Genomic DNA, 19,399 nt, shown 5'->3' on the forward strand with positions numbered 1-19,399 from the left:
CCTATGCGGTTTTTTAGGAAGAAGATGGGACTGGCCTCTATTTTTTAAGAAAGGGAGTCTTGTGGATCTGTGGTATAATAGAGCTACATGTATCGGTGAAAAAATAGGTAAAGGAGCAGACATGTCACAGATTATTGAATTGCCAGAAGTCCTAGCCAATCAGATAGCGGCAGGTGAAGTGATTGAACGACCTGCTAGCGTGGTCAAGGAATTGGTTGAAAACTCGATCGATGCTGGAGCAAGCCAGATTGTTGTCGAAATCGAAGAAGCAGGATTGAAGTCGATTCGAATCACAGACAATGGGGAAGGAATTGCGCACGATGAGGTCGCTTTGGCCCTCCGTCGACATGCGACCAGTAAGATCAAGAGTCAAGCGGATCTCTTTCGTATTCGAACGCTTGGTTTTCGTGGTGAGGCCATGCCTTCCATTGCTTCTGTCAGTATTCTAACCCTTCTAACGGCGCAAGAAGGAGCTGCCCACGGGACCAAATTGGTCGCAAAGGGTGGCGAAATTGAGGAATTGGAGCCAGCGACAAGCCCTGTCGGGACCAAGATCACAGTGGAAGATCTCTTTTTTAATACCCCTGCTCGTCTCAAGTATTTAAAGAGCCAGCAGGCAGAGTTGTCCCATATCGTGGATATTCTCAACCGCTTGAGCTTGGCCCATCCTGAGATTGCCTTTACCTTGATCAATGATGGAAAAGAAATGACCAAAACAGCTGGGACTGGTAATCTCCGGCAAGCGATTGCGGGTGTCTATGGCCTCGCGTCTGCCAAGAAGATGGTGGCTATTGAAAATCGCGACCTAGATTTTGAAGTTACGGGCTTTGTGTCTTTGCCTGAATTGACTCGTGCAAATCGCAATTACATCAGTCTCTTTATCAACGGCCGTTACATCAAGAATTTCTTGCTCAATCGAGCTATTTTAGACGGCTACGGCAGTAAACTCATGGTGGGTCGCTTTCCACTTGCGATCATTAATATCCAGATCGATCCTTACTTAGCGGATGTCAATGTTCATCCCACTAAACAAGAGGTTCGCATCTCCAAAGAACGAGAACTAATGGCCTTGATCTCCCAGGCGATTGCGAACGCTTTGAAAGAGCAGGACCTGATTCCGGATGCTCTAGAAAATCTAGCCAAGTCGACTATTCGTCGAACAGAAAAGCCAGTACAGACGACCCTGCCTTTAAAAGAAAACCGCCTCTATTATGACCGAGAGAGTCAAGATTTCAAGCTTCGACCAGAGGTGGCAGATCCTCAACGGCCTCTAGCAGATGAGACTGCTACTGAAGCTAGAATCCAAGAAAACCCAGTAGAAAAACCGACAAGCGCGATCAAGTTTGCGGAAAGAAAGGCTGTGGTTTATGATGAACTGGACCACCCAGAGTTGGATCTGGCTAGTCTAGACAAGGCCTATGATAAGTTGGATGGGGAAGAACATTCGACCTTCCCAGAATTGGAATATTTTGGTCAGATGCATGGAACCTATCTCTTTGCCCAAGGAAATGGGGGCCTATATATCATTGACCAGCACGCGGCCCAAGAGCGGGTCAAATACGAAGAATACCGGGAGAGCATCGGGGACGTAGACGGCAGTCAGCAACAACTGCTGGTGCCTTATATCTTTGAGTTCCCTACAGACGATCTGATCCGCCTGCAACAGCGCAAGCACCTTCTAGAAGAAGTGGGCGTTTACTTAGAAGAATACGGAGCTAACCAGTTGATCTTGCGGGAGCATCCGATCTGGATGAAGGAAGAAGAGATCGAGTCAGGCATCTATGAGATGTGTGACATGCTCCTCTTGACCAAGGAAGTGTCCATCAAGAAATACCGAGCTGAGTTGGCCATCATGATGTCCTGCAAACGCTCTATCAAGGCCAATCATACACTGGATGATTACTCTGCACGGGATCTGATCTACCAACTGTCCCAATGTGACAACCCTTATAACTGCCCTCATGGCCGTCCGGTCTTGGTTAACTTTACCAAGTCAGATATGGAAAAGATGTTCCGACGCATTCAGGAAAATCACACCAGTTTACGGGAATTGGGCAAATATTAATCAAACAATAAAGGAAGATTATGTACGAATACATTAAAGGAATTTTAACGAAAATCACCGCTAAATACATTGTGGTAGAAACAGCTGGGATGGGCTATCTCTTGCATGTGGCCAATCCCTATGCCTACTCTGGTAAAATGAATCAAGAGGTGCAAGTCTATCTCCATCAAGTAGTCCGTGAAGACGCTCACCTGCTCTATGGCTTTGCGACAGAAGAAGAGAAAAAGCTCTTTTTGAACTTGATCTCAGTCTCTGGGATTGGACCTGTCTCAGCTTTGGCCATCATTGCTGCAGACGATAATGCAGGCCTTGTCCAAGCCATCGAAAGCAAGAACATTACCTACTTGACCAAGTTTCCAAAGATCGGCAAGAAAACAGCCCAACAGATGGTCTTGGATCTGGAAGGTAAGATCAATCTTGATCTAGAAGATGCACCGGCTCAGTCCAAAGCCAAAGTTGCAGAAGAAAACCAAGCCCTTGAAGAAGCTATGGAAGCCATGTTGGCATTGGGCTACAAGGCAACGGAACTTAAGAAAATTAAGAAATTCTTTGAAGGAACTTCTGATACTGCTGAAAACTACATCAAGTCTGCCCTGAAGATGTTGGTGAAATAGGAGAAGTCTATGCCAAAACGCTGTGGCTGGGTCAAAATGAGCAACCCTCTCTATGTAGCCTACCATGATGAGGAATGGGGAAGGCCCCTCCATGATGACCAGGCCCTTTTTGAGTTACTCTGTATGGAGACCTATCAGGCGGGCCTTTCTTGGGAGACGGTGCTCAATAAACGCCAGGCTTTCCGTGAGGTTTTTCATGGCTATCACCTTCAAGGTGTTGCAGACATGACGGATGAGGAGCTAGAAGCTTTGTTAGACAATCCAGCCATCATTCGAAATCGTGCCAAGATCTTTGCGACACGGGCCAATGCTCAGGCCTTTTTACAAGTCCAGGCAGAATTTGGCACCTTTGATGCCTATCTTTGGTCTTTTGTCGATGGGAAAACCATCGTCAATGATGTTCCAGATTACAGTCAAGCACCAGCGAAGACAGCTCTTTCTGAGAAGCTAGCCAAGGACCTCAAAAAGCGTGGTTTTAAGTTCACCGGACCAGTCGCAGTTTTATCCTACCTACAAGCAGCAGGATTGGTTGATGACCATGAGAATGATTGTGAATGGAAAAGTGGAAATAAGTAACTTTAGATGACTAGAACATCAGAGAATATAGAAAAAGAGAGTGGGACAGAAATCGGTAATTCGTTAGAATTCGATTTCGTCGTCCCACCTCCGCACAGTTGAGTAGGGCTGTAAAGTTGATGAAATCAGCGTAGTAGAGCCCACTCAACCACTGCGTCTTGCTCGACAATCCAAAGATAAATAAGAGGCTAGGACTTTTGTCCCAGCCTCTTATTTGTTATAGTCAAAGCGAATGACTTGCTCCGTTGCATCTACATGGGCGTGGACTCCGAAGGGGACAATTGCTCTTGGAGTTGCATGTCCGACATTCAGATTATAGACAATCGGGATATTGCTATCAATGATATCCAATAGTGCTTCTTTATAGTCGTCATAGAAAGTTTCATCCATAGGTTTTCCGACCAAGAGTCCACTGATGACCGCGAATATGCCCGTGGCCTTTAAAGTCTGCAACATCTTTTTGAAGTCGTCAGGATTAGTCTTTTCTTCGCTAGTTTCTAGCAAGAGGATCTTTCCTTCCCAGTCTGACAAGTCAGGGAAAAGTTTGTATTTTTGGCAGAGGTCCGTGCTGTCTGCGTGTAAAGAGTTGTCAAAAATATCATAGAGAGACTCAAGACAACCACCGAGGATTTCTCCCTCAAACTGAGCATTGCCTTGTAACAAGTCAAAACCTGTATTTGCGTGGCTGACACGAGGTGTTCCCAAGGCTTTGGGACTAAAATCAGTCCGTTCCTCGTACCAAACGTTACTAGGGCGAATTTCTGAGATTTTTCCAGTCTCAATCAATTCTTTAAAGTAGTGGCGGCTATATGGCAACATTTCTTTGTCTAACTCACAAATGTCTGCAAAAAAGGATTGCCCATAAAAAGTCTTGATTCCTAGTTTATGCAACATGAGATGGTTCATAGTCGTATCCGAGAAGCCAAGAAAAATCTTTTGTTTGATGACCTTTTGTAGTTGGTCATTTTCAAAAAGATAAGGTAGCAAGCGATAGGTATCGTTTCCACCGATGGCACATAGGATCATGTCGATACTATCATCAGAAAATGCCTGAATCAAATCCTCTGCACGAGCTTCGGGATGTTCTTTGATAAAGTCTAAGCCTTTTAGTGAATGAGGTAAAAAGATAGGATTGAGTCCGAGGTCTTTGAGTCGTTGGACTCCCAAGTCCACTTCGTGCTTGACAAAGTCCTCTCCGATAATCCCACTAGATAAACTTATAATACCAATAGTAGAAACCATATCTCATCCTCCTAGAAATAAATTGATGCTATTGTATCACAAAAAATGAGGGGAAACAACAAGAATTAGAGCCAGAAGAAGGCTTTTAGATCAAGAAAGAAGTAAAAAAGCAACCGCTCGATATGGTTGCTTCAGAATATAGATAAGCTCTATCAACAATAGAAAATAGCCCTTTAGAAGTTGATTGCCACATAGTTAAAACTCTTGGGAATGTTGATGTAATAGTGTTTCTAAGAATTTTTCACTTTATACTCTAAAAGAAAAAGATTGAAGAAAGTTGTCCAAAATGGACTTTATCTTCAATCTGTTTTTTAAATAATTTAGGAAATTGTGTTAAAATGAAATGAAAATTACGAATAGTATAAGTGGAGGCGTTATGAAAGCAGAGATCATTGCAGTGGGAACCGAAATTCTCACAGGACAGATTGTCAATACCAATGCGCAATTCTTGTCTGAAAAATTAGCTAGTTTAGGGATTGATGTCTATTATCATGTGGCGGTAGGAGACAATGAAGGTCGTCTCTTCTCGACCATTGAGACAGCTTCAAAACGCAGTGATTTGGTGATTTTATGTGGTGGACTTGGGCCAACAGAGGATGATTTGACCAAGCAAACCCTTGCTAAGTTTTTAGGGAAAGAACTGGTTTTTGATCCGACAGCGCTTGCCAAACTCGACACCTTCTTTGCAAGTCGCCCTGATTATGTCCGGACGCCCAATAATGAGCGACAAGCACAATTGATTGCCGGTTCAATCCCCCTTCAAAACCGTACAGGTCTCGCGGTTGGAGGTTTGATTGAAGTCAATGGTGTGACCTATGTCGTTCTACCTGGTCCACCAAGTGAGTTAAAACCCATGGTCAATGAACAATTGGTGCCTCATTTGACAACAGGGGAAGAGCTTTTTTCAAGAGTTTTGCGCTTCTTTGGGATTGGGGAAAGCCAGCTAGTTACGATCCTAGCAGATATCATTGAAAAGCAGAGTGATCCGACGGTTGCCCCTTATGCCAAGACGGGAGAAGTAACCTTGCGTCTATCTACAAAGGCGAAGGATCAAGCCTCAGCGGATGCGAAGCTCGATGTCTTAGAAAAGGAAATCTTATCCCGTCATACTCTGGATCATCAACCCTTGCAAGAGTTGTTTTACGGTTATGGAGATGACAATTCGATGGCCAAGGTTGCCTTTGATCTCTTGAAAGGGACTGGTAAGACCATTACAGCTGCAGAAAGCCTGACGGCTGGCCTGTTCCAAGCGACTTTGGCAGATTTTTCAGGGGCGTCCAGCATCTTCGCGGGTGGTTTTGTCACCTATAGTTTGGAAGAAAAAAGCAAGATGTTGTCTATTCCAGCTCAAGAGTTAGAGCAACATGGAGTGGTGTCTCATTTTACAGCTCAAGCCATGGCTTCACAGGCCCGTAAGTTAACAGGATCCGATTATGGTGTTAGCCTGACCGGAGTTGCGGGGCCAGATAGTCTAGAAGGGCACCCAGCAGGGACCGTCTTTATCGGACTTGCGACTCCAAATGGAGTGGATAGTGTCCAAGTCAATATCGCCGGACGTAGCCGAGCTGATGTCCGCGAAATTGCAGTCCTTCATGCCTTTAATTTGGTGCGCTTGGCTGTATTAAATGGTGAAAATTTGGTATAATGAAGCTTGTGCCAAATGAAGAATAATTCTAAAGATGGATAGGAAATGTGCCTTTCAAAGGACGGAAAACGTCAGTGAGTTGCATGTATTTCCTGTATAGCAAAAACATAGGAGAAAAGAATGGCGAAAAAACAGAAAAAATTAGATGATATCTCTAAGAAATTTGGAGACGAGCGTGAAAAAGCGCTCAACGATGCCCTGAAGTTAATCGAAAAAGACTTTGGTAAAGGATCCATCATGCGTTTGGGTGAACGCGCAGAGCAAAAAGTTCAAGTCATGAGCTCTGGTTCCTTGGCGCTTGATATTGCCTTGGGTGCTGGTGGTTATCCAAAAGGTCGGATCATCGAAATCTATGGTCCAGAATCATCTGGTAAAACAACCGTTGCCCTCCATGCAGTAGCGCAAGCACAGAAAGAAGGAGGCATTGCTGCCTTTATCGATGCCGAGCATGCCTTGGACCCATCTTATGCTGCAGCTCTTGGGGTTAATATTGATGAACTCCTCTTGTCTCAACCAGACTCAGGAGAACAAGGACTTGAAATTGCTGGTAAATTGATTGACTCTGGTGCCGTTGATTTGGTCGTTATCGACTCTGTTGCGGCCTTGGTCCCACGCGCAGAAATCGATGGCGATATCGGGGATAGCCACGTTGGTTTGCAAGCGCGGATGATGAGCCAAGCGATGCGTAAGCTTGGAGCTTCTATTAACAAGACCAAGACCATTGCTATCTTTATCAACCAATTGCGTGAAAAAGTTGGGGTCATGTTTGGGAACCCTGAAACCACACCTGGTGGTCGTGCCCTGAAATTCTACGCTTCTGTCCGTCTAGATGTTCGTGGAAATACTCAAATCAAGGGGACTGGGGACCAAAAAGATACCAACGTTGGTAAGGAAACCAAGATCAAGGTTGTGAAGAACAAGGTAGCTCCACCATTCAAAGAAGCCATGGTTGAAATCATGTACGGGGAAGGAATTTCACGTACAGGTGAATTGGTGAAGATTGCAACAGATTTGGATATCATCCAAAAAGCGGGTGCGTGGTACTCCTATAATGGCGAAAAAATTGGTCAAGGATCTGAAAATGCTAAGAAATTCTTGGCTGACCACCCAGAAATTTTTGACGAAATCGACCACAAGGTTCGGGTTCATTTTGGTTTGATCGAAGAAGACGAAGCAGTGAAAACCCTTGATAAAACTGAAGAAGCAGCTCCTGTCGTAGAAGAAGTAACTCTAGATTTAGATGACGCGATTGAAATTGAAGATTAATTTTTTTCAAAATAGGTCGCTAGACTGATGGTTTTTGTGTTATAATTTAATACGATAGTATTATCGTGTAGCGAAAGGAGTGCAGGCATGATTAAAATTTATACAGTGTCAAGTTGCACCAGCTGTAAAAAAGCAAAGACTTGGCTCAACGCTCATCAGCTAACCTATAAAGAACAAAACCTCGGTAAGGAAGGGATCACCAAAGAAGAATTATTGGATATCCTTACAAAGACTGAAAATGGAGTGGCAAGTATTGTCTCTTCAAAAAATCGATACGCTAAAAATCTAGGAGTGGACATTGAAGACTTGAGTGTCAATGAAGTCATTGACATCATCATGGAAACACCTCGTATTCTTAAAAGTCCGATCTTGGTAGATGACAAACGTCTCCAAGTGGGCTACAAAGAAGATGATATTCGTGCCTTCTTGCCACGATCAGTTCGAAATGTAGAAAATGCAGAAGCGCGGATGCGTGCAGCTCTTTAAAACGATTGAAAATCAGAAACAATTTGTTTCTGATTTTTTCTTGTTAAAAATCGAAATGGAAAGCAGTTTACTGCGCCATTTTACCAAATCTATGATACAATATTTTAGAAAACAATAACTAGTAAGGAATGGAAAATGAAAAGGAAAATCTTCTTATTGGGTGCACTTGCCTTGTGTTTGACTGGATGCGGTCAAAAAAAACAAGCGAAAACGCCAAATTCAAGTGAACAAAAGGCAATCCAAGCAAAAGCAGAGCAACTGCAAAAGGATAATAAGAGTATCCTGCAAAAAGCTGAAGAAAATAAAGTCATCACTAGAACCTTTGTCTTTCCAAAAGATGACAAGGGGACACAACAGACGCAAATCGTCACCTATGTGGGGAATACCTTTAAAAAATTGGAGACCATCAATGTGACGGCAACCGATGAGGAGTTGAAAAAAGGGATCCAACAGGTTGGAGTAGAGGAAGCGCAAAAGCAATTGAGAGAATCCTTTAATAAGGATGATGCCTTTAAAGAAGCTTTGACAGTGCCAGGTTTCACAGCTGATTTGACCTTGGAAAATGAGAATGAATACAAGGTAACCATCACCTATGACTTTGAAGCGATGGATGTGAAGAAGGCTGAAGGTATGACCTACTTCAAAAACAATCACTTACCAGAGTTGTTGAAGCTGACACCGAGTCAATTTGCGGACAATCTCATCAATGCTGGAGCAAGTGAGCAAAAATAAAAAAACAGTTTAACTGAAATAGCTCAAAAATGCTTGAAAAAGCTGTAAAATCAAGGGCTTGACCGTTGTGGAAAACTCTTGATTATGGTATAATAGTAATATTCTAAGGAAAGAGGGTGTTCTTGTGGGATTTACAGATGAAACAGTACGTTTTAATCTTGATGATTCAAATCGTAAGGAAATTAGCGAGACCTTGAAAGATGTTTACTTGTCACTGGATGAAAAAGGCTACAATCCAATTAATCAAATCGTAGGATACGTACTCAGTGGTGATCCTGCCTATGTACCTCGTTATAATAATGCACGGAACCAAATTCGTAAATATGAACGAGACGAGATCGTGGAAGAATTGGTACGTTATTATTTGAAAGGGCAAGGAATAGACCTCTAATGAGAATTATGGGATTGGATGTTGGCTCAAAGACTGTCGGGGTTGCTGTGAGTGATCCTCTCGGTTTTACAGCTCAGGGTCTTGAAATCATCCAAATCGATGAAGACAAAAAAGAATTCGGTTTGGAGCGCTTAGCCGAATTAGTAGCTCAATACAAGGTGGACCGTTTTGTTGTGGGCTTGCCGAAAAACATGAACAATACCAGCGGACCACGTGTGGAAGCCAGTCAGGCTTACGGCACGATGATTGCTGAAAAGTTTGGGTTGCCAGTCGACTACCAAGACGAACGGTTGACGACAGTTGCTGCAGAGCGGATGTTGATTGAGCAAGCAGATATTAGCCGTAGCAAACGCAAAAAAGTTATTGATAAGTTAGCGGCGCAGCTTATTTTACAAAATTATTTAGATCGCAATTTTTAGAAAGAAAACGAGGAAGAATAGTATGGCACATGATCATAACCACGACCATGAAGAACGTGAATTAATCACATTGGTGGACGAACAAGGAAATGAAACCTTGTTTGAAATTCTTTTGACCATTGATGGCAAAGAAGAATTTGGGAAAAACTATGTCCTTTTGATCCCTGCAAATGCAGAAGAAGATGAAAACGGCGAAGTTGAAATCCAAGCTTATTCATTTACAGAAAACGAAGACGGAACAGAAGGCGACCTTCAACCAATCCCAGAAGACTCAGATGCAGAATGGGATATGATCGAAGAAGTCTTCAACAGCTTCATGGAGGAGTAAAAACATCCACTGGATGTTTTTACCCCAACTCCAAGAAATTGGAAAGAGTTGGTAAGTCCGGGGGACGTTTTTAGCCCTGCTTCAAGAAACAAGAAAAAGCAGGAAGTCCGATGGACTTGCTGTAAAAATGAGAAAGAAATAACTACAAAAGAAAGGAGCGCAAACGTCAGAAGAGGTTTTGTCGCTTTTTTCTTTTAGGAGGAAGATGTGAATAAGATTGAGCAATGGATGAATAGTCGGATCGGTCTGAATTTTCGATCGGGACTGGATCGTATGGAGCAGGCAGTGAGCCTTTTAGGGAGGCCAGATAAGGCTTACCCGATCCTTCATGTGACAGGAACCAATGGGAAGGGATCCACAATCGCCTTTCTGCGTCAATTATTGATGGCTCACGGAAAGAAGGTTGGGACCTTTACCTCTCCTCATATGATCAGTATCCATGATCGGATTTGTATTGGGGATCAGCCGATTTCAGATGAAGATTTTACTCGGATTGGTCAAGAAGTTCAACAAATGGAGCAGACCTTGCTTCAAACCCAGGACCAACTCTCTTATTTTGAGATTATCTGCCTCATGGCCCTCTTGTATTTTAAGGAACAAGCTGTGGATGTAGTCTTGTTGGAAGTTGGCATCGGTGGGCTTCTAGATACGACCAATGTAGTGACGGGAGAGATCGCAGTGATCACTTCGGTTGGCCTGGATCACCAGGAAACACTGGGAGGGACGATTGCGGAAATCGCCCAGCAAAAGGCAGGAATCTTTAAGAAGGGCAAGAAAGCTGTGGTGGGTCCCTTATCGGATGATGCTATAGCTGTTTGTCAAGAAAAAGCGGAGCAATTGGCTGTGGGTCTCCACGCCTTCCAGAAAGATTTTGGCATAGAGCAGGATCGCTTTTGGAATGAACGTGTGGAACTTGTCTTGCCGTCTCTGGGCTTGAAGGGTGATTACCAACGGGAAAATGCTGCAGTAGCTCTGGAGGCCTTTCTCCTCTATATGGAAGGTCTAGATCAAGAAGTGGATATAGATCAGGTCAAGCACGCCTTGCAAGAGACGCGGTGGCCGGGACGTCTAGAGTTGTTTGGAGACCAGGTGTATCTGGATGGCGCTCATAATCCTCATGCTATGTTGCGCTTGATTGAGTTTGCCAATAGCTTAGCAGGAAAACGCGTGAAGATTTTATTCGGTGCTCTCAAACGAAAAGATTATAGTGGGATGCTCCAAACGCTTCAAGCGGGATTGCCAGAAGCTGAATTGATTTTGACGACCTTTCATTACGGTGAAGTGGTGGCGCAGGGTGATCGACAAGACCTGCCTTATGTGGCTGACTACAAGGCCTATATCAAAGAGTTTATGGATCAGAGCCATCCAGATGAGGTTTTATTTGTGACAGGTTCCTTGTATTTTATTGCAGAAGTAAGGGCATTTTTATTAGAGGGGTAAACAATTGACCTAAAGACTTTCTTGGCGTATACTGGTGGTAGATAGTATACGGTTATGGCGAAAGGAGTCGATCTTAATGAAAAAAATCATGTCTATACTGACCTTGGCGGTAGCTCTTTTCCTGACTGCTTGTAGCCAGCAAGAAAAAGCAACACAGACTTCGAGCAAACAGACGTCAACTTCATCACAGACTATGACTTCGGCGAGTGAAGAACAGAAAGAAGGAGTGTCCATAGATGGCAGTTATCGAGGACAGGACGAGGAAAATACGATTCTCTTAGTTGTGACGGGGCGAAAAGGCACGTTTACGGTACAAGATGCTGATGGAGAAGAAGAGACCAAAGAGGTCAGCATTGATCCGGTCAATCAATCCATGCGTATCGGGGATGAGCCTTATCGCTATCGGATCGAAGGAGATCAGTTGTCGCTAGAAGACCTAGAGCAAGCAGAGGATGATCAAGGGATTATCGTTTTGACCAAGCAATAAGGGACGAAACAAGAGAGAGTGGGACAGAAATCGGTAATTCGTTAGAATTCGATTTCGTCGTCCCACCTCCGCACAGTTGAGTAGGGCTGTAAAAGCTGATGAAATCAGCGTAGTAGAGCCCACTCAACCACTGCGTCTTGCTCGACAATCCAAAAATAATTGAGAGGCTAGGACTTCTGTCCCACTCTCTTTTTGTTTGTCTAGAAGGGGTTTGGTTGGTCGTTGCAACGGGTAAAAAGAATTGGTATACTAGTAGAAAGAAACAAGGAGGATGCTGTGACCTTTCGAAAATTACGTCTATTAATGTCCAAATATGGATTTAGTATTTTGTTTATGGGCTTTGAACTATGGGCCTCCTTTGCGGCCTTCTTTTGGCTCAATAGATGGTTCCCTCATTGGCTATCTGTTGCAGTCATTGGGCTCTTATATGTGTCGACAATCTTAGCTATTGTTAATCGAAATACCCCGCCTGAAAATAAGGTGACCTGGCTCTTAATTGCCGTCATTCCTGTCTTTGGATCGCTTTTATACCTCATGTTTGGCGAGCGGCGTTTGTCCAAAAAGGAAATGATCCAGCTGAAAAATATGGAGTCCATGAAGTTTCGAGAGGACAATAGTCATCAGTTGCGTAAGGAGCTCAAGCAAGAAAGCAAAGCGGTTTATGGCTTGGTCAAGTCGATTTTATCCATGGACCACAATGCGGATCTCTACAATGGGACAGCATCGACCTTTTACCCTCTAGGGGAGGAGATGTATGAGCAACTACTAGAGGATCTAAAAGCAGCGAAAAAATTTATCTTCATCGAGTTTTACATCATTGATGAGGGCTTGATGTGGAACAGTATCCTAGAGATTTTAGAGCAGAAAGTGAAAGATGGGGTTGAAGTCAAACTCCTTTATGACGATATCGGCTGTATGGCAACCTTGGCTGGGAACTATACCAAACGATTGCGAAAGATGGGGATTGATGCCCATAAGTTTAACAAGGTGATCCCCCGTCTAACAGTGGCATATAACAACCGAGACCACCGCAAGATTCTGGTCATTGATGGGCAGATCGGCTATACGGGTGGTGTCAATTTGGCAGACGAGTACATCAACCACATTGAGCGGTTTGGTCACTGGAAGGACAGTGCCATCCGTTTAGATGGACGAGCTGTTAAGGCCTTAACGCGACTCTTCCTCATGAACTGGTACATCAACCGTGGGGAAATCGAGGATTTTGACCGCTATCATATTGAAAACAAGGCAGTCGAAGGAGAAGGGCTCTATATTCCCTATGGGAGTGGACCAAAGCCAATTTACAAGTCGCAGGTCGGAAAGACGGTTTATCAAAATATGATCAACCAAGCGACGGATTACGTCTATATCACGACTCCTTACTTGATCATCGATTATGATTTGACAGAAGATATCCGCAATGCGGCCCTTCGTGGGGTGGATGTTCGCATCGTGACCCCGCATATTCCGGATAAAAAATTGATCCAAATTGTTACGCGTGGGGCTTACTTGGATCTGATGGATGCTGGTGTGAAAATCTATGAGTACACGCCTGGTTTTGTCCACAGTAAGCAAGTTCTGGCAGATGACGAAATGGCGGTTGTAGGGTCGATTAACTTTGACTACCGTAGTCTGGTCCATCACTATGAAAATGCGGTCTGGATGTATCGGACGCCTGCTCTGAAAGAGATCCGGGCGGATTTTGACCACATCTTTGAAGTATCTCAAGAGATCACTGAAGATACCTTCCACTTTACCTGGCACCAAAGCTTAATCAAGGAAATTATGCAATTGTTCGCACCGATGTTGTAAATGTATAAAAACGAAAATCAGAGTCAGGAATCGAGATGCCTGACTCTTTTTCCATAGGACTATGTGGCAAGAGGCTGACATGGTCGGCAGAATTTGGTATACTAGAAAAGATAATGGGCTTTTTTCTAAAAGGAAAGAGCAGAGGAATAGCGAAGAAAAGGAAAAAGAATGAGCGAAAAAGAGCAAGAAATGACTTCGAAAAAACTAGGGCTTCACGTGGGGGATAGTTTCCAGGATACACGTGAAATTCGCGAAGTGCTAGACAAGTCGGTCTTTCGCGAAGAAGAGCCGACTCATAGCCAACAGGCAGAAGTCTTGGAGGAGCCGGTTGCAATGGAGGCATCAGAGGAAATGAGTGATGTGGAGCCAGCAGTGGAAACAGAGCTAGAACCAGTAACAGAGCCTAAGCAAGAACCAGAACAGGAAGCGGAGCAACCGCTCAGTCGGATGAGTCGTCGTTCCCGTAAGGCGGGAGTTGAAGCGGCAAAAGTGGAAGCATCTAAGGTAGAAGAGGATACGGAAGAGCTAGAAGCGGATGTGGCAGTTGAGCCGATCCGTCGTCAATCCAAGCGTCCAGTCCCCCTAGCGATTCCTTTTGTGTTGAGTCTCTTGATTAGTTTGCTGCATGTCGGGGTGCCATTTTTAACCCGTTTTGCAACCAATCAACAATCGCAAAACTTGTATGCTGGCTGGGCAATGACCAAGGGTCAAGTACCGTTTGGTGATTTTTACGGAACCAATGGTCTGCTCTATTATGCGATCAACTGGTTGGGAAGCTTGGCTGGTGGACATTGGATCTTGATGATTCTCCAAGCGATTGCTCTCTTCTTTGCGGGGACTTACCTCTATCGGGTTGTGCGCTTGCTGGTGTCTGATAAAGATACAGCGAAGAATGTCCAGTTACTCTTTTATTTCTTGGTGCTAGGCCTTGGTTTTGGAGGGACTTATGTGACTCTCTTTAGCCTTCCAATCCTATTTGCTAGCATGAATTTCATTTTGGCTTATTTGATTGGGCATCGTAAGGATGAAGGCTTTATCCTTTATGGTGCGATTGCAGCTGTGGCTTTCCTGATTGATCCGATGACCAGTGCCCTGTTTTATTTGTTGGCTTTCCTTGGATTAACAGCTTTTAATATCAAGCAGAAGAGATGGGCGCGTGGCTTTTATCAACTGCTGGCAGCTCTCCTTGGTTTTTCACTCGTCTTTTACCCAATTGGCTATATCACCGTTTTGAATCAGACTTTTGGCTATGCCATTAACCAAGTAACCTATGTCTTTAATGCCTTGAATTTTAGTAATGGACAGACCTTCAGTAATGCCATTTATTATGGACTGTTAGCGCTTGCTTTTGGCTTAGTCTCTGCCTTTTTGATGTCCTTTACGAAGCAAAATAGCAGTGCTCGCCGGATCTTCCGCTTTATGGGATGGGCAGGTAGCCTGGTAGTCCTCATCGTGTCGATTGGTCTTCCGGAACAAGGCGCTTACCAATTGTTGCCAATGTTGCCATTTGTTCTTCCTTTGTTTGCGATCTGGTTCTCACGAGATGGGGAAGAAAACGATGGGATCGAACGCCGTGGTCGGAAGAAGAAAAACAAGGAAGTTTGGGCCGCTTACTTTACGAGCCAAGTTTTCTTACCGCTAGTAGCCCTTGTCTATCTGTTGGCGAATCCAGTGGTTCAAGATGTTGTGCTTCAGTCTGGTCAATCCAGTGAACGGAGCGCTATTGCCAGCTACATTAAAAATCACACCAAGTCGAAAGATACCATCTATGCTTGGGATACGACAGCTACTCTCTATCAAGAAAGCGATCGTTTGGCAGCTTCTGCCTTATTGACTCCGATATCTTATCTGGGAATTAATGAAAATCGGACCAATGTGATCCAACAAATCGATCGGTCTGAACCGAAGTATATTGTGGTCAACAATCAGGTAGAGTTGACCTCCAATATGAAGGACTTGCTCAAAGAAAATTATCGTCTAGTTGAGAAGAAATACCGTCATTTCAAACTCTATCAACGCTCTTAAGAAAATCAATATCTTGTGTTTTAGAAAGTTTTTTAGAATTTTCACCACAAGATATTGATTTTTATTTTTGGAGTGGTATAATACAACTTGTATGTAAATAAATGAAGAGAGGCATGTTTGGTATGATCACCTTGAGAGAAGAAAAACTGAGAATGGCCCCGGATATTTTTGTTGAAAAACGAGATGGCCGTCGTGTTCAATTCGATGTTGAAAAAATTTATAAAGCCTTGTTGAAGGCGACAGAAGAAGTGACTTCTCTCACTCCAGTGATGGAAGCCAAACTAGAAGCCATTGTCGATCGTGTGATCGCAGAGATCTTGGAACGTTTTCCAAATGGCGTGAAGATCTATGAGATCCAAAACGTTGTTGAACATGAATTGCTTCAAGCCAACGAATATGCGATTGCTGAGAGCTACATTACTTATCGGACTCAGCGGGATTTTGAGCGCTCAAAAGCGACGGATATCAACTTTACGATTGGAAAACTCCTCAACAAGGACCAAGCGGTTGTCAATGAAAATGCCAATAAGGACAGCGATGTCTTTAATACGCAACGGGATTTGACGGCGGGGATCGTTGGTAAGTCTATTGGTCTTAAAATGTTGCCTAAACACGTAGCCAATGCCCACCAAAAAGGGGATATCCACTACCATGATTTGGACTATAGCCCTTATACACCGATGACCAACTGCTGTTTGATCGATTTTGAAGGCATGCTCAGAAATGGCTTTAAGATTGGGAATGCAGAAGTAGAAAGTCCTAAGTCTATCCAAACTGCAACGGCTCAAATCTCGCAGATTATTGCCAATGTAGCTTCTAGTCAGTACGGGGGGTGCTCAGCTGACCGGATCGATGAGGTCCTGGCCCCTTATGCAGAAAAGAACTACCAAAAACACTTGGCAGATGCCAAAGAGTGGGTGCTTCCTGAAAAGCAGGAGGACTATGCTTGGAGCAAGACTCAAAAAGATATCTATGATGCCATGCAATCGCTGGAATATGAGATCAATACCCTCTTTACCTCGAACGGACAAACTCCCTTTACTTCGCTTGGTTTTGGTCTTGGAACCAATCGCTTCGAGCGGGAAATCCAAAAGGCGATTTTGGAAATCCGGATCAAGGGACTGGGTTCAGAACACCGGACAGCTATTTTCCCTAAGTTGATCTTTACCCTCAAGCGGGGGCTCAATCTAGAACCTGGAACGCCTAACTATGATATCAAGCAATTGGCCTTGGAATGTGCGACGAAACGCATGTATCCGGATGTTTTGTCTTATGACAAGATTGTCGAGTTGACAGGCTCCTTCAAGGTGCCGATGGGATGTCGTTCTTTCCTTCAAGGTTGGAAGGATGAGAATGGCGTAGAAGTCAATTCTGGCCGGATGAACCTAGGGGTTGTGACAGTCAATTTACCTCGGATTGCCTTGGAATCTGGCGGAGACAAGGAGAAGTTCTGGCAAATCTTTAATGAACGGATGAACATCGCTGAAGATGCCTTGGTTTACCGGGTGGAACGCACCAAAGAAGCGACACCAGCCAATGCGCCGATTCTCTACCAATATGGGGCTTTCGGGAAACGCTTGGGCAAGTATGACCAGGTAGATCAGCTCTTCCGTCATCGCAGAGCAACTGTTTCTCTTGGCTATATCGGACTCTATGAAGTCGCAACCGTCTTTTATGGTCCAAATTGGGAACACAATCCAGAAGCCAAACAATTCACGATTGATATCATCAAGGATATGAAAGCGCGCGTGGAAGAATGGTCTGACCAGTATGATTACCACTTCTCCATCTATTCGACACCGTCAGAAAGCTTGACAGACCGCTTCTGTCGCCTAGATACGGAGAAATTTGGTAAGGTTCCGGATATCACAGACAAGGAATACTACACCAATAGTTTCCACTACGATGTTCGTAAGAACCCAACGCCATTTGAAAAGTTGGATTTTGAAAAAGTTTATCCTGAAGCTGGAGCTTCTGGTGGCTTTATCCACTATTGTGAATACCCTGTGCTCCAACAAAATCCAAAAGCCCTTGAAGCGGTTTGGGATTATGCTTATGACCGGGTCGGTTATCTCGGAACCAATACGCCGATTGACCGTTGTTACAAGTGTGATTTTGAGGGAGACTTCACGCCAACTGAGCGCGGATTTGCTTGTCCAAACTGTGGCAATAGCGATCCGAAAACGGTTGATGTGGTCAAACGGACCTGTGGTTATCTAGGAAACCCGCAAGCTCGTCCGATGGTCAATGGCCGTCATAAGGAAATCGCTGCACGTGTCAAACACATGAATGGATCCACGATCAAATCAGCTGGACACCAAGTGACAGATTAGAAAAGGACATTATGGGAAAATACCAATTAGATGATAAGGGTAAGGCTCAGGTTCAACGATTCCATGAGAAGCATTCAAAGGGTGGAATCAATAAAAAAGACCGAGTAGCTAGCCTGAGAGAACAATTTTTAAATAAGAATAAGAAAAAGTGAGAGTTCGCTCTCGCTTTTCTCGTATGGGGAGGTAAAGATGGAATTACGCAGACCAACATTAGCAGATAAAGAAACTGTATTAGACATGATGGCAGAGTTTGAAGCGAATCAATCAGCTCACGATGGCGGATTTTGGGATGCTGAGAACTTTGATTATGAGGAGTGGCTAGAAACTAACCTTAATAAAGAAATGGGAATAAACTTGCCTGAAAATCGCGTTCCATCAATTCAGTTCGTATTGTTTGATGAATCAGGTCATGCTTTAGGTTTTTTGAATCTACGGCTGAGACTAAATGAGGGATTGCTGAATTATGCTGGTCATATCGGCTACTCCATCCGTCCTTCTGAAAGAGGCAAGGGTTATGCCAAGGAGGCTCTCCGTCAAGGTCTGCGAGTAGCTAAGGAGAAGAACATCCATCGTGCTCTGGTGACTTGTAGCACGGAAAATCCGGCCAGTCGAGCGGTTATCTTAGCTAATGGCGGCCAATTTGAAGATGTTCGAAATGGAACGGAGCGTTATTGGATAGAAGTGGAGTAGAAGGATGACATGGAATACACCAAAACCAGGCGAATGGAAGAGTGAGGAGCTGAGTCAAGGGCGCATCATCGACTACAAGGCTTTTAACTTTGTCGATGGTGAAGGAGTCCGCAATTCCCTTTATGTGGCGGGTTGCATGTTTCACTGTGAGGGCTGTTACAATGTAGCGACCTGGTCTTTCAATGCAGGCATTCCCTATACCAAAGAGTTAGAAGAGCAGATCATGGCAGATCTGGCTCAACCTTATGTCCAGGGCTTGACCCTGCTTGGGGGGGAACCTTTTCTTAACACTGGCATCCTTCTGCCCTTGGTCAAGCGCGTGAGAAAAGAGTTGCCCGACAAAGATATTTGGTCTTGGACTGGCTACACCTGGGAAGAAATGATGCTAGAGACACCAGACAAGCTAGAGCTTCTCTCACTGATTGATATTCTGGTGGATGGACGGTATGATAATAGCAAACGCAACCTCATGTTGCAGTTCCGAGGGTCTTCTAACCAGCGGATCATTGATGTTCAAAAATCCCTCAAAGAAGAAAAAGTCGTCATCTGGGACAAGCTCAATGACGGCAAGGAAAGTTTTGAGCAGGTCAAACGAGATGATCTTTTGTAGGATCTTCAAAAAACCGGGTTTTTCACCCGGTTCAGATTGAAGACAAAGTCATCTTAGAAACTTTCCTTAGGTGAGTACGGACGTCAGCGAACTTCGAAGAAGTTCCATGACTTAGTTTTGGACCCAAGGTTCCAAAACTCCCGAGTGCTAGAAACAATAATGTTTCTAGCACTTTTCTCACGGCGGAAAGTTTCAGTAGATGATTGAATGAGCCTAAAAAGTATTCCATTTTAATTTG

19 protein-coding genes are annotated in these 19,399 nt (G+C 44.1%); 18 read left to right on the forward strand and 1 reads right to left on the reverse strand.

Annotated features, from left to right (window positions below; translation table 11 throughout):
* The first annotated feature begins 121 nt into the window (after window positions 1-121).
* Genes mutL through I2F76_RS03600 form a run of 3 tightly spaced genes read left to right on the forward strand, consistent with a single transcriptional unit; the run spans window position 122 to window position 3,255 of the window.
* Window positions 122-2,065, forward strand: coding sequence for a DNA mismatch repair endonuclease MutL (mutL, locus tag I2F76_RS03590; RefSeq protein WP_061604440.1), 1,944 nt, complete (start codon window positions 122-124; stop codon window positions 2,063-2,065).
* Between the two features lie 20 nt (window positions 2,066-2,085).
* A complete protein-coding gene (gene ruvA / locus I2F76_RS03595) occupies window positions 2,086-2,679 on the forward strand; it encodes a Holliday junction branch migration protein RuvA (protein ID WP_155170402.1) in 594 nt (197 codons plus the stop codon).
* Between the two features lie 9 nt (window positions 2,680-2,688).
* Window positions 2,689-3,255, forward strand: coding sequence for a DNA-3-methyladenine glycosylase I (locus I2F76_RS03600; RefSeq protein WP_195487246.1), 567 nt, complete (start codon window positions 2,689-2,691; stop codon window positions 3,253-3,255).
* 210 nt (window positions 3,256-3,465) lie between these two features.
* Here the strand turns inward: I2F76_RS03600 and I2F76_RS03605 are convergent, their stop codons facing one another.
* The gene (locus I2F76_RS03605; protein ID WP_195487247.1) at window positions 3,466-4,497 is read right to left on the reverse strand and encodes a S66 family peptidase; all 1,032 of its coding nucleotides are present in this window, start codon (window positions 4,495-4,497) and stop codon (window positions 3,466-3,468) included.
* Between the two features lie 376 nt (window positions 4,498-4,873).
* Between I2F76_RS03605 and I2F76_RS03610 the strand changes: the two genes are divergently transcribed.
* The 15 genes from I2F76_RS03610 to nrdG all read left to right on the forward strand — a co-directional run bounded on the left by I2F76_RS03610 (window position 4,874) and on the right by nrdG (window position 19,161).
* Window positions 4,874-6,142, forward strand: a complete 1,269-nt coding sequence (locus tag I2F76_RS03610; protein ID WP_070464711.1) for a competence/damage-inducible protein A — start codon at window positions 4,874-4,876, stop codon at window positions 6,140-6,142.
* A gap of 120 nt (window positions 6,143-6,262) precedes the next feature.
* Window positions 6,263-7,408, forward strand: coding sequence for a recombinase RecA (recA, locus tag I2F76_RS03615; RefSeq protein WP_024054712.1), 1,146 nt, complete (start codon window positions 6,263-6,265; stop codon window positions 7,406-7,408).
* A gap of 87 nt (window positions 7,409-7,495) precedes the next feature.
* Window positions 7,496-7,894, forward strand: coding sequence for a transcriptional regulator Spx (gene spx / locus I2F76_RS03620; protein WP_003009108.1), 399 nt, complete (start codon window positions 7,496-7,498; stop codon window positions 7,892-7,894).
* A 135-nt stretch (window positions 7,895-8,029) separates the two neighbouring features.
* Window positions 8,030-8,626, forward strand: coding sequence for an SP0191 family lipoprotein (locus I2F76_RS03625; protein WP_031576799.1), 597 nt, complete (start codon window positions 8,030-8,032; stop codon window positions 8,624-8,626).
* Window positions 8,627-8,750: 124 nt separating this feature from the next.
* Window positions 8,751-9,017, forward strand: coding sequence for an IreB family regulatory phosphoprotein (locus I2F76_RS03630; protein ID WP_003002070.1), 267 nt, complete (start codon window positions 8,751-8,753; stop codon window positions 9,015-9,017).
* Window positions 9,017-9,436, forward strand: coding sequence for a Holliday junction resolvase RuvX (ruvX, locus tag I2F76_RS03635; RefSeq protein ID WP_003014525.1), 420 nt, complete (start codon window positions 9,017-9,019; stop codon window positions 9,434-9,436). The genes I2F76_RS03630 and ruvX overlap by 1 nt, the downstream gene beginning before the upstream one ends.
* A gap of 22 nt (window positions 9,437-9,458) precedes the next feature.
* The gene (locus tag I2F76_RS03640) at window positions 9,459-9,764 is read left to right on the forward strand and encodes a DUF1292 domain-containing protein (protein WP_003001941.1); all 306 of its coding nucleotides are present in this window, start codon (window positions 9,459-9,461) and stop codon (window positions 9,762-9,764) included.
* Between the two features lie 207 nt (window positions 9,765-9,971).
* Window positions 9,972-11,204: a bifunctional folylpolyglutamate synthase/dihydrofolate synthase gene (locus I2F76_RS03645; protein WP_070675841.1), complete on the forward strand. Its 1,233-nt coding sequence runs from the start codon at window positions 9,972-9,974 to the stop codon at window positions 11,202-11,204.
* 76 nt (window positions 11,205-11,280) lie between these two features.
* On the forward strand, window positions 11,281-11,691 hold the full coding sequence (locus I2F76_RS03650) for an SP_0198 family lipoprotein (protein ID WP_070675840.1): 411 nt from the start codon (window positions 11,281-11,283) through the stop codon (window positions 11,689-11,691).
* 276 nt (window positions 11,692-11,967) lie between these two features.
* The gene (gene cls, locus I2F76_RS03655) at window positions 11,968-13,503 is read left to right on the forward strand and encodes a cardiolipin synthase (RefSeq protein ID WP_125826773.1); all 1,536 of its coding nucleotides are present in this window, start codon (window positions 11,968-11,970) and stop codon (window positions 13,501-13,503) included.
* A 168-nt stretch (window positions 13,504-13,671) separates the two neighbouring features.
* Entirely contained in the window at window positions 13,672-15,528 is a 1,857-nt protein-coding gene (locus I2F76_RS03660; RefSeq protein WP_195487248.1) for an MFS transporter, read from the forward strand.
* Window positions 15,529-15,650: 122 nt separating this feature from the next.
* Window positions 15,651-17,861, forward strand: coding sequence for an anaerobic ribonucleoside-triphosphate reductase (nrdD, locus tag I2F76_RS03665; RefSeq protein ID WP_031574358.1), 2,211 nt, complete (start codon window positions 15,651-15,653; stop codon window positions 17,859-17,861).
* Window positions 17,862-17,872: 11 nt separating this feature from the next.
* Entirely contained in the window at window positions 17,873-18,013 is a 141-nt protein-coding gene (locus I2F76_RS03670; RefSeq protein WP_003002079.1) for a hypothetical protein, read from the forward strand.
* A gap of 37 nt (window positions 18,014-18,050) precedes the next feature.
* On the forward strand, window positions 18,051-18,551 hold the full coding sequence (locus I2F76_RS03675) for a GNAT family N-acetyltransferase (protein WP_195487249.1): 501 nt from the start codon (window positions 18,051-18,053) through the stop codon (window positions 18,549-18,551).
* 4 nt (window positions 18,552-18,555) lie between these two features.
* Window positions 18,556-19,161: an anaerobic ribonucleoside-triphosphate reductase activating protein gene (gene nrdG, locus I2F76_RS03680; protein ID WP_195487250.1), complete on the forward strand. Its 606-nt coding sequence runs from the start codon at window positions 18,556-18,558 to the stop codon at window positions 19,159-19,161.
* Window positions 19,162-19,399 lie beyond the last annotated feature (238 nt).

The organism is Streptococcus parasanguinis (genome assembly GCF_015557775.1).
GTDB lineage: Bacteria > Bacillota > Bacilli > Lactobacillales > Streptococcaceae > Streptococcus > Streptococcus parasanguinis_AA.

Excerpts from the sequence above, each read along its gene's own strand:
- mutL (WP_061604440.1), top strand. The coding sequence starts at position 122 with ATGTCACAGATTATTGAATTGCCAGAAGTCCTAGCCAATCAGATAGCG.
- ruvA (WP_155170402.1), top strand. The coding sequence starts at position 2,086 with ATGTACGAATACATTAAAGGAATTTTAACGAAAATCACCGCTAAATAC.
- I2F76_RS03600 (WP_195487246.1), top strand. The coding sequence starts at position 2,689 with ATGCCAAAACGCTGTGGCTGGGTCAAAATGAGCAACCCTCTCTATGTA.
- I2F76_RS03605 (WP_195487247.1), bottom strand. The coding sequence starts at position 4,497 with ATGGTTTCTACTATTGGTATTATAAGTTTATCTAGTGGGATTATCGGA.
- I2F76_RS03610 (WP_070464711.1), top strand. The coding sequence starts at position 4,874 with ATGAAAGCAGAGATCATTGCAGTGGGAACCGAAATTCTCACAGGACAG.
- recA (WP_024054712.1), top strand. The coding sequence starts at position 6,263 with ATGGCGAAAAAACAGAAAAAATTAGATGATATCTCTAAGAAATTTGGA.
- spx (WP_003009108.1), top strand. The coding sequence starts at position 7,496 with ATGATTAAAATTTATACAGTGTCAAGTTGCACCAGCTGTAAAAAAGCA.
- I2F76_RS03625 (WP_031576799.1), top strand. The coding sequence starts at position 8,030 with ATGAAAAGGAAAATCTTCTTATTGGGTGCACTTGCCTTGTGTTTGACT.
- ruvX (WP_003014525.1), top strand. The coding sequence starts at position 9,017 with ATGAGAATTATGGGATTGGATGTTGGCTCAAAGACTGTCGGGGTTGCT.
- I2F76_RS03640 (WP_003001941.1), top strand. The coding sequence starts at position 9,459 with ATGGCACATGATCATAACCACGACCATGAAGAACGTGAATTAATCACA.
- I2F76_RS03650 (WP_070675840.1), top strand. The coding sequence starts at position 11,281 with ATGAAAAAAATCATGTCTATACTGACCTTGGCGGTAGCTCTTTTCCTG.
- I2F76_RS03660 (WP_195487248.1), top strand. The coding sequence starts at position 13,672 with ATGAGCGAAAAAGAGCAAGAAATGACTTCGAAAAAACTAGGGCTTCAC.
- nrdD (WP_031574358.1), top strand. The coding sequence starts at position 15,651 with ATGATCACCTTGAGAGAAGAAAAACTGAGAATGGCCCCGGATATTTTT.
- I2F76_RS03670 (WP_003002079.1), top strand. The coding sequence starts at position 17,873 with ATGGGAAAATACCAATTAGATGATAAGGGTAAGGCTCAGGTTCAACGA.
- I2F76_RS03675 (WP_195487249.1), top strand. The coding sequence starts at position 18,051 with ATGGAATTACGCAGACCAACATTAGCAGATAAAGAAACTGTATTAGAC.
- nrdG (WP_195487250.1), top strand. The coding sequence starts at position 18,556 with ATGACATGGAATACACCAAAACCAGGCGAATGGAAGAGTGAGGAGCTG.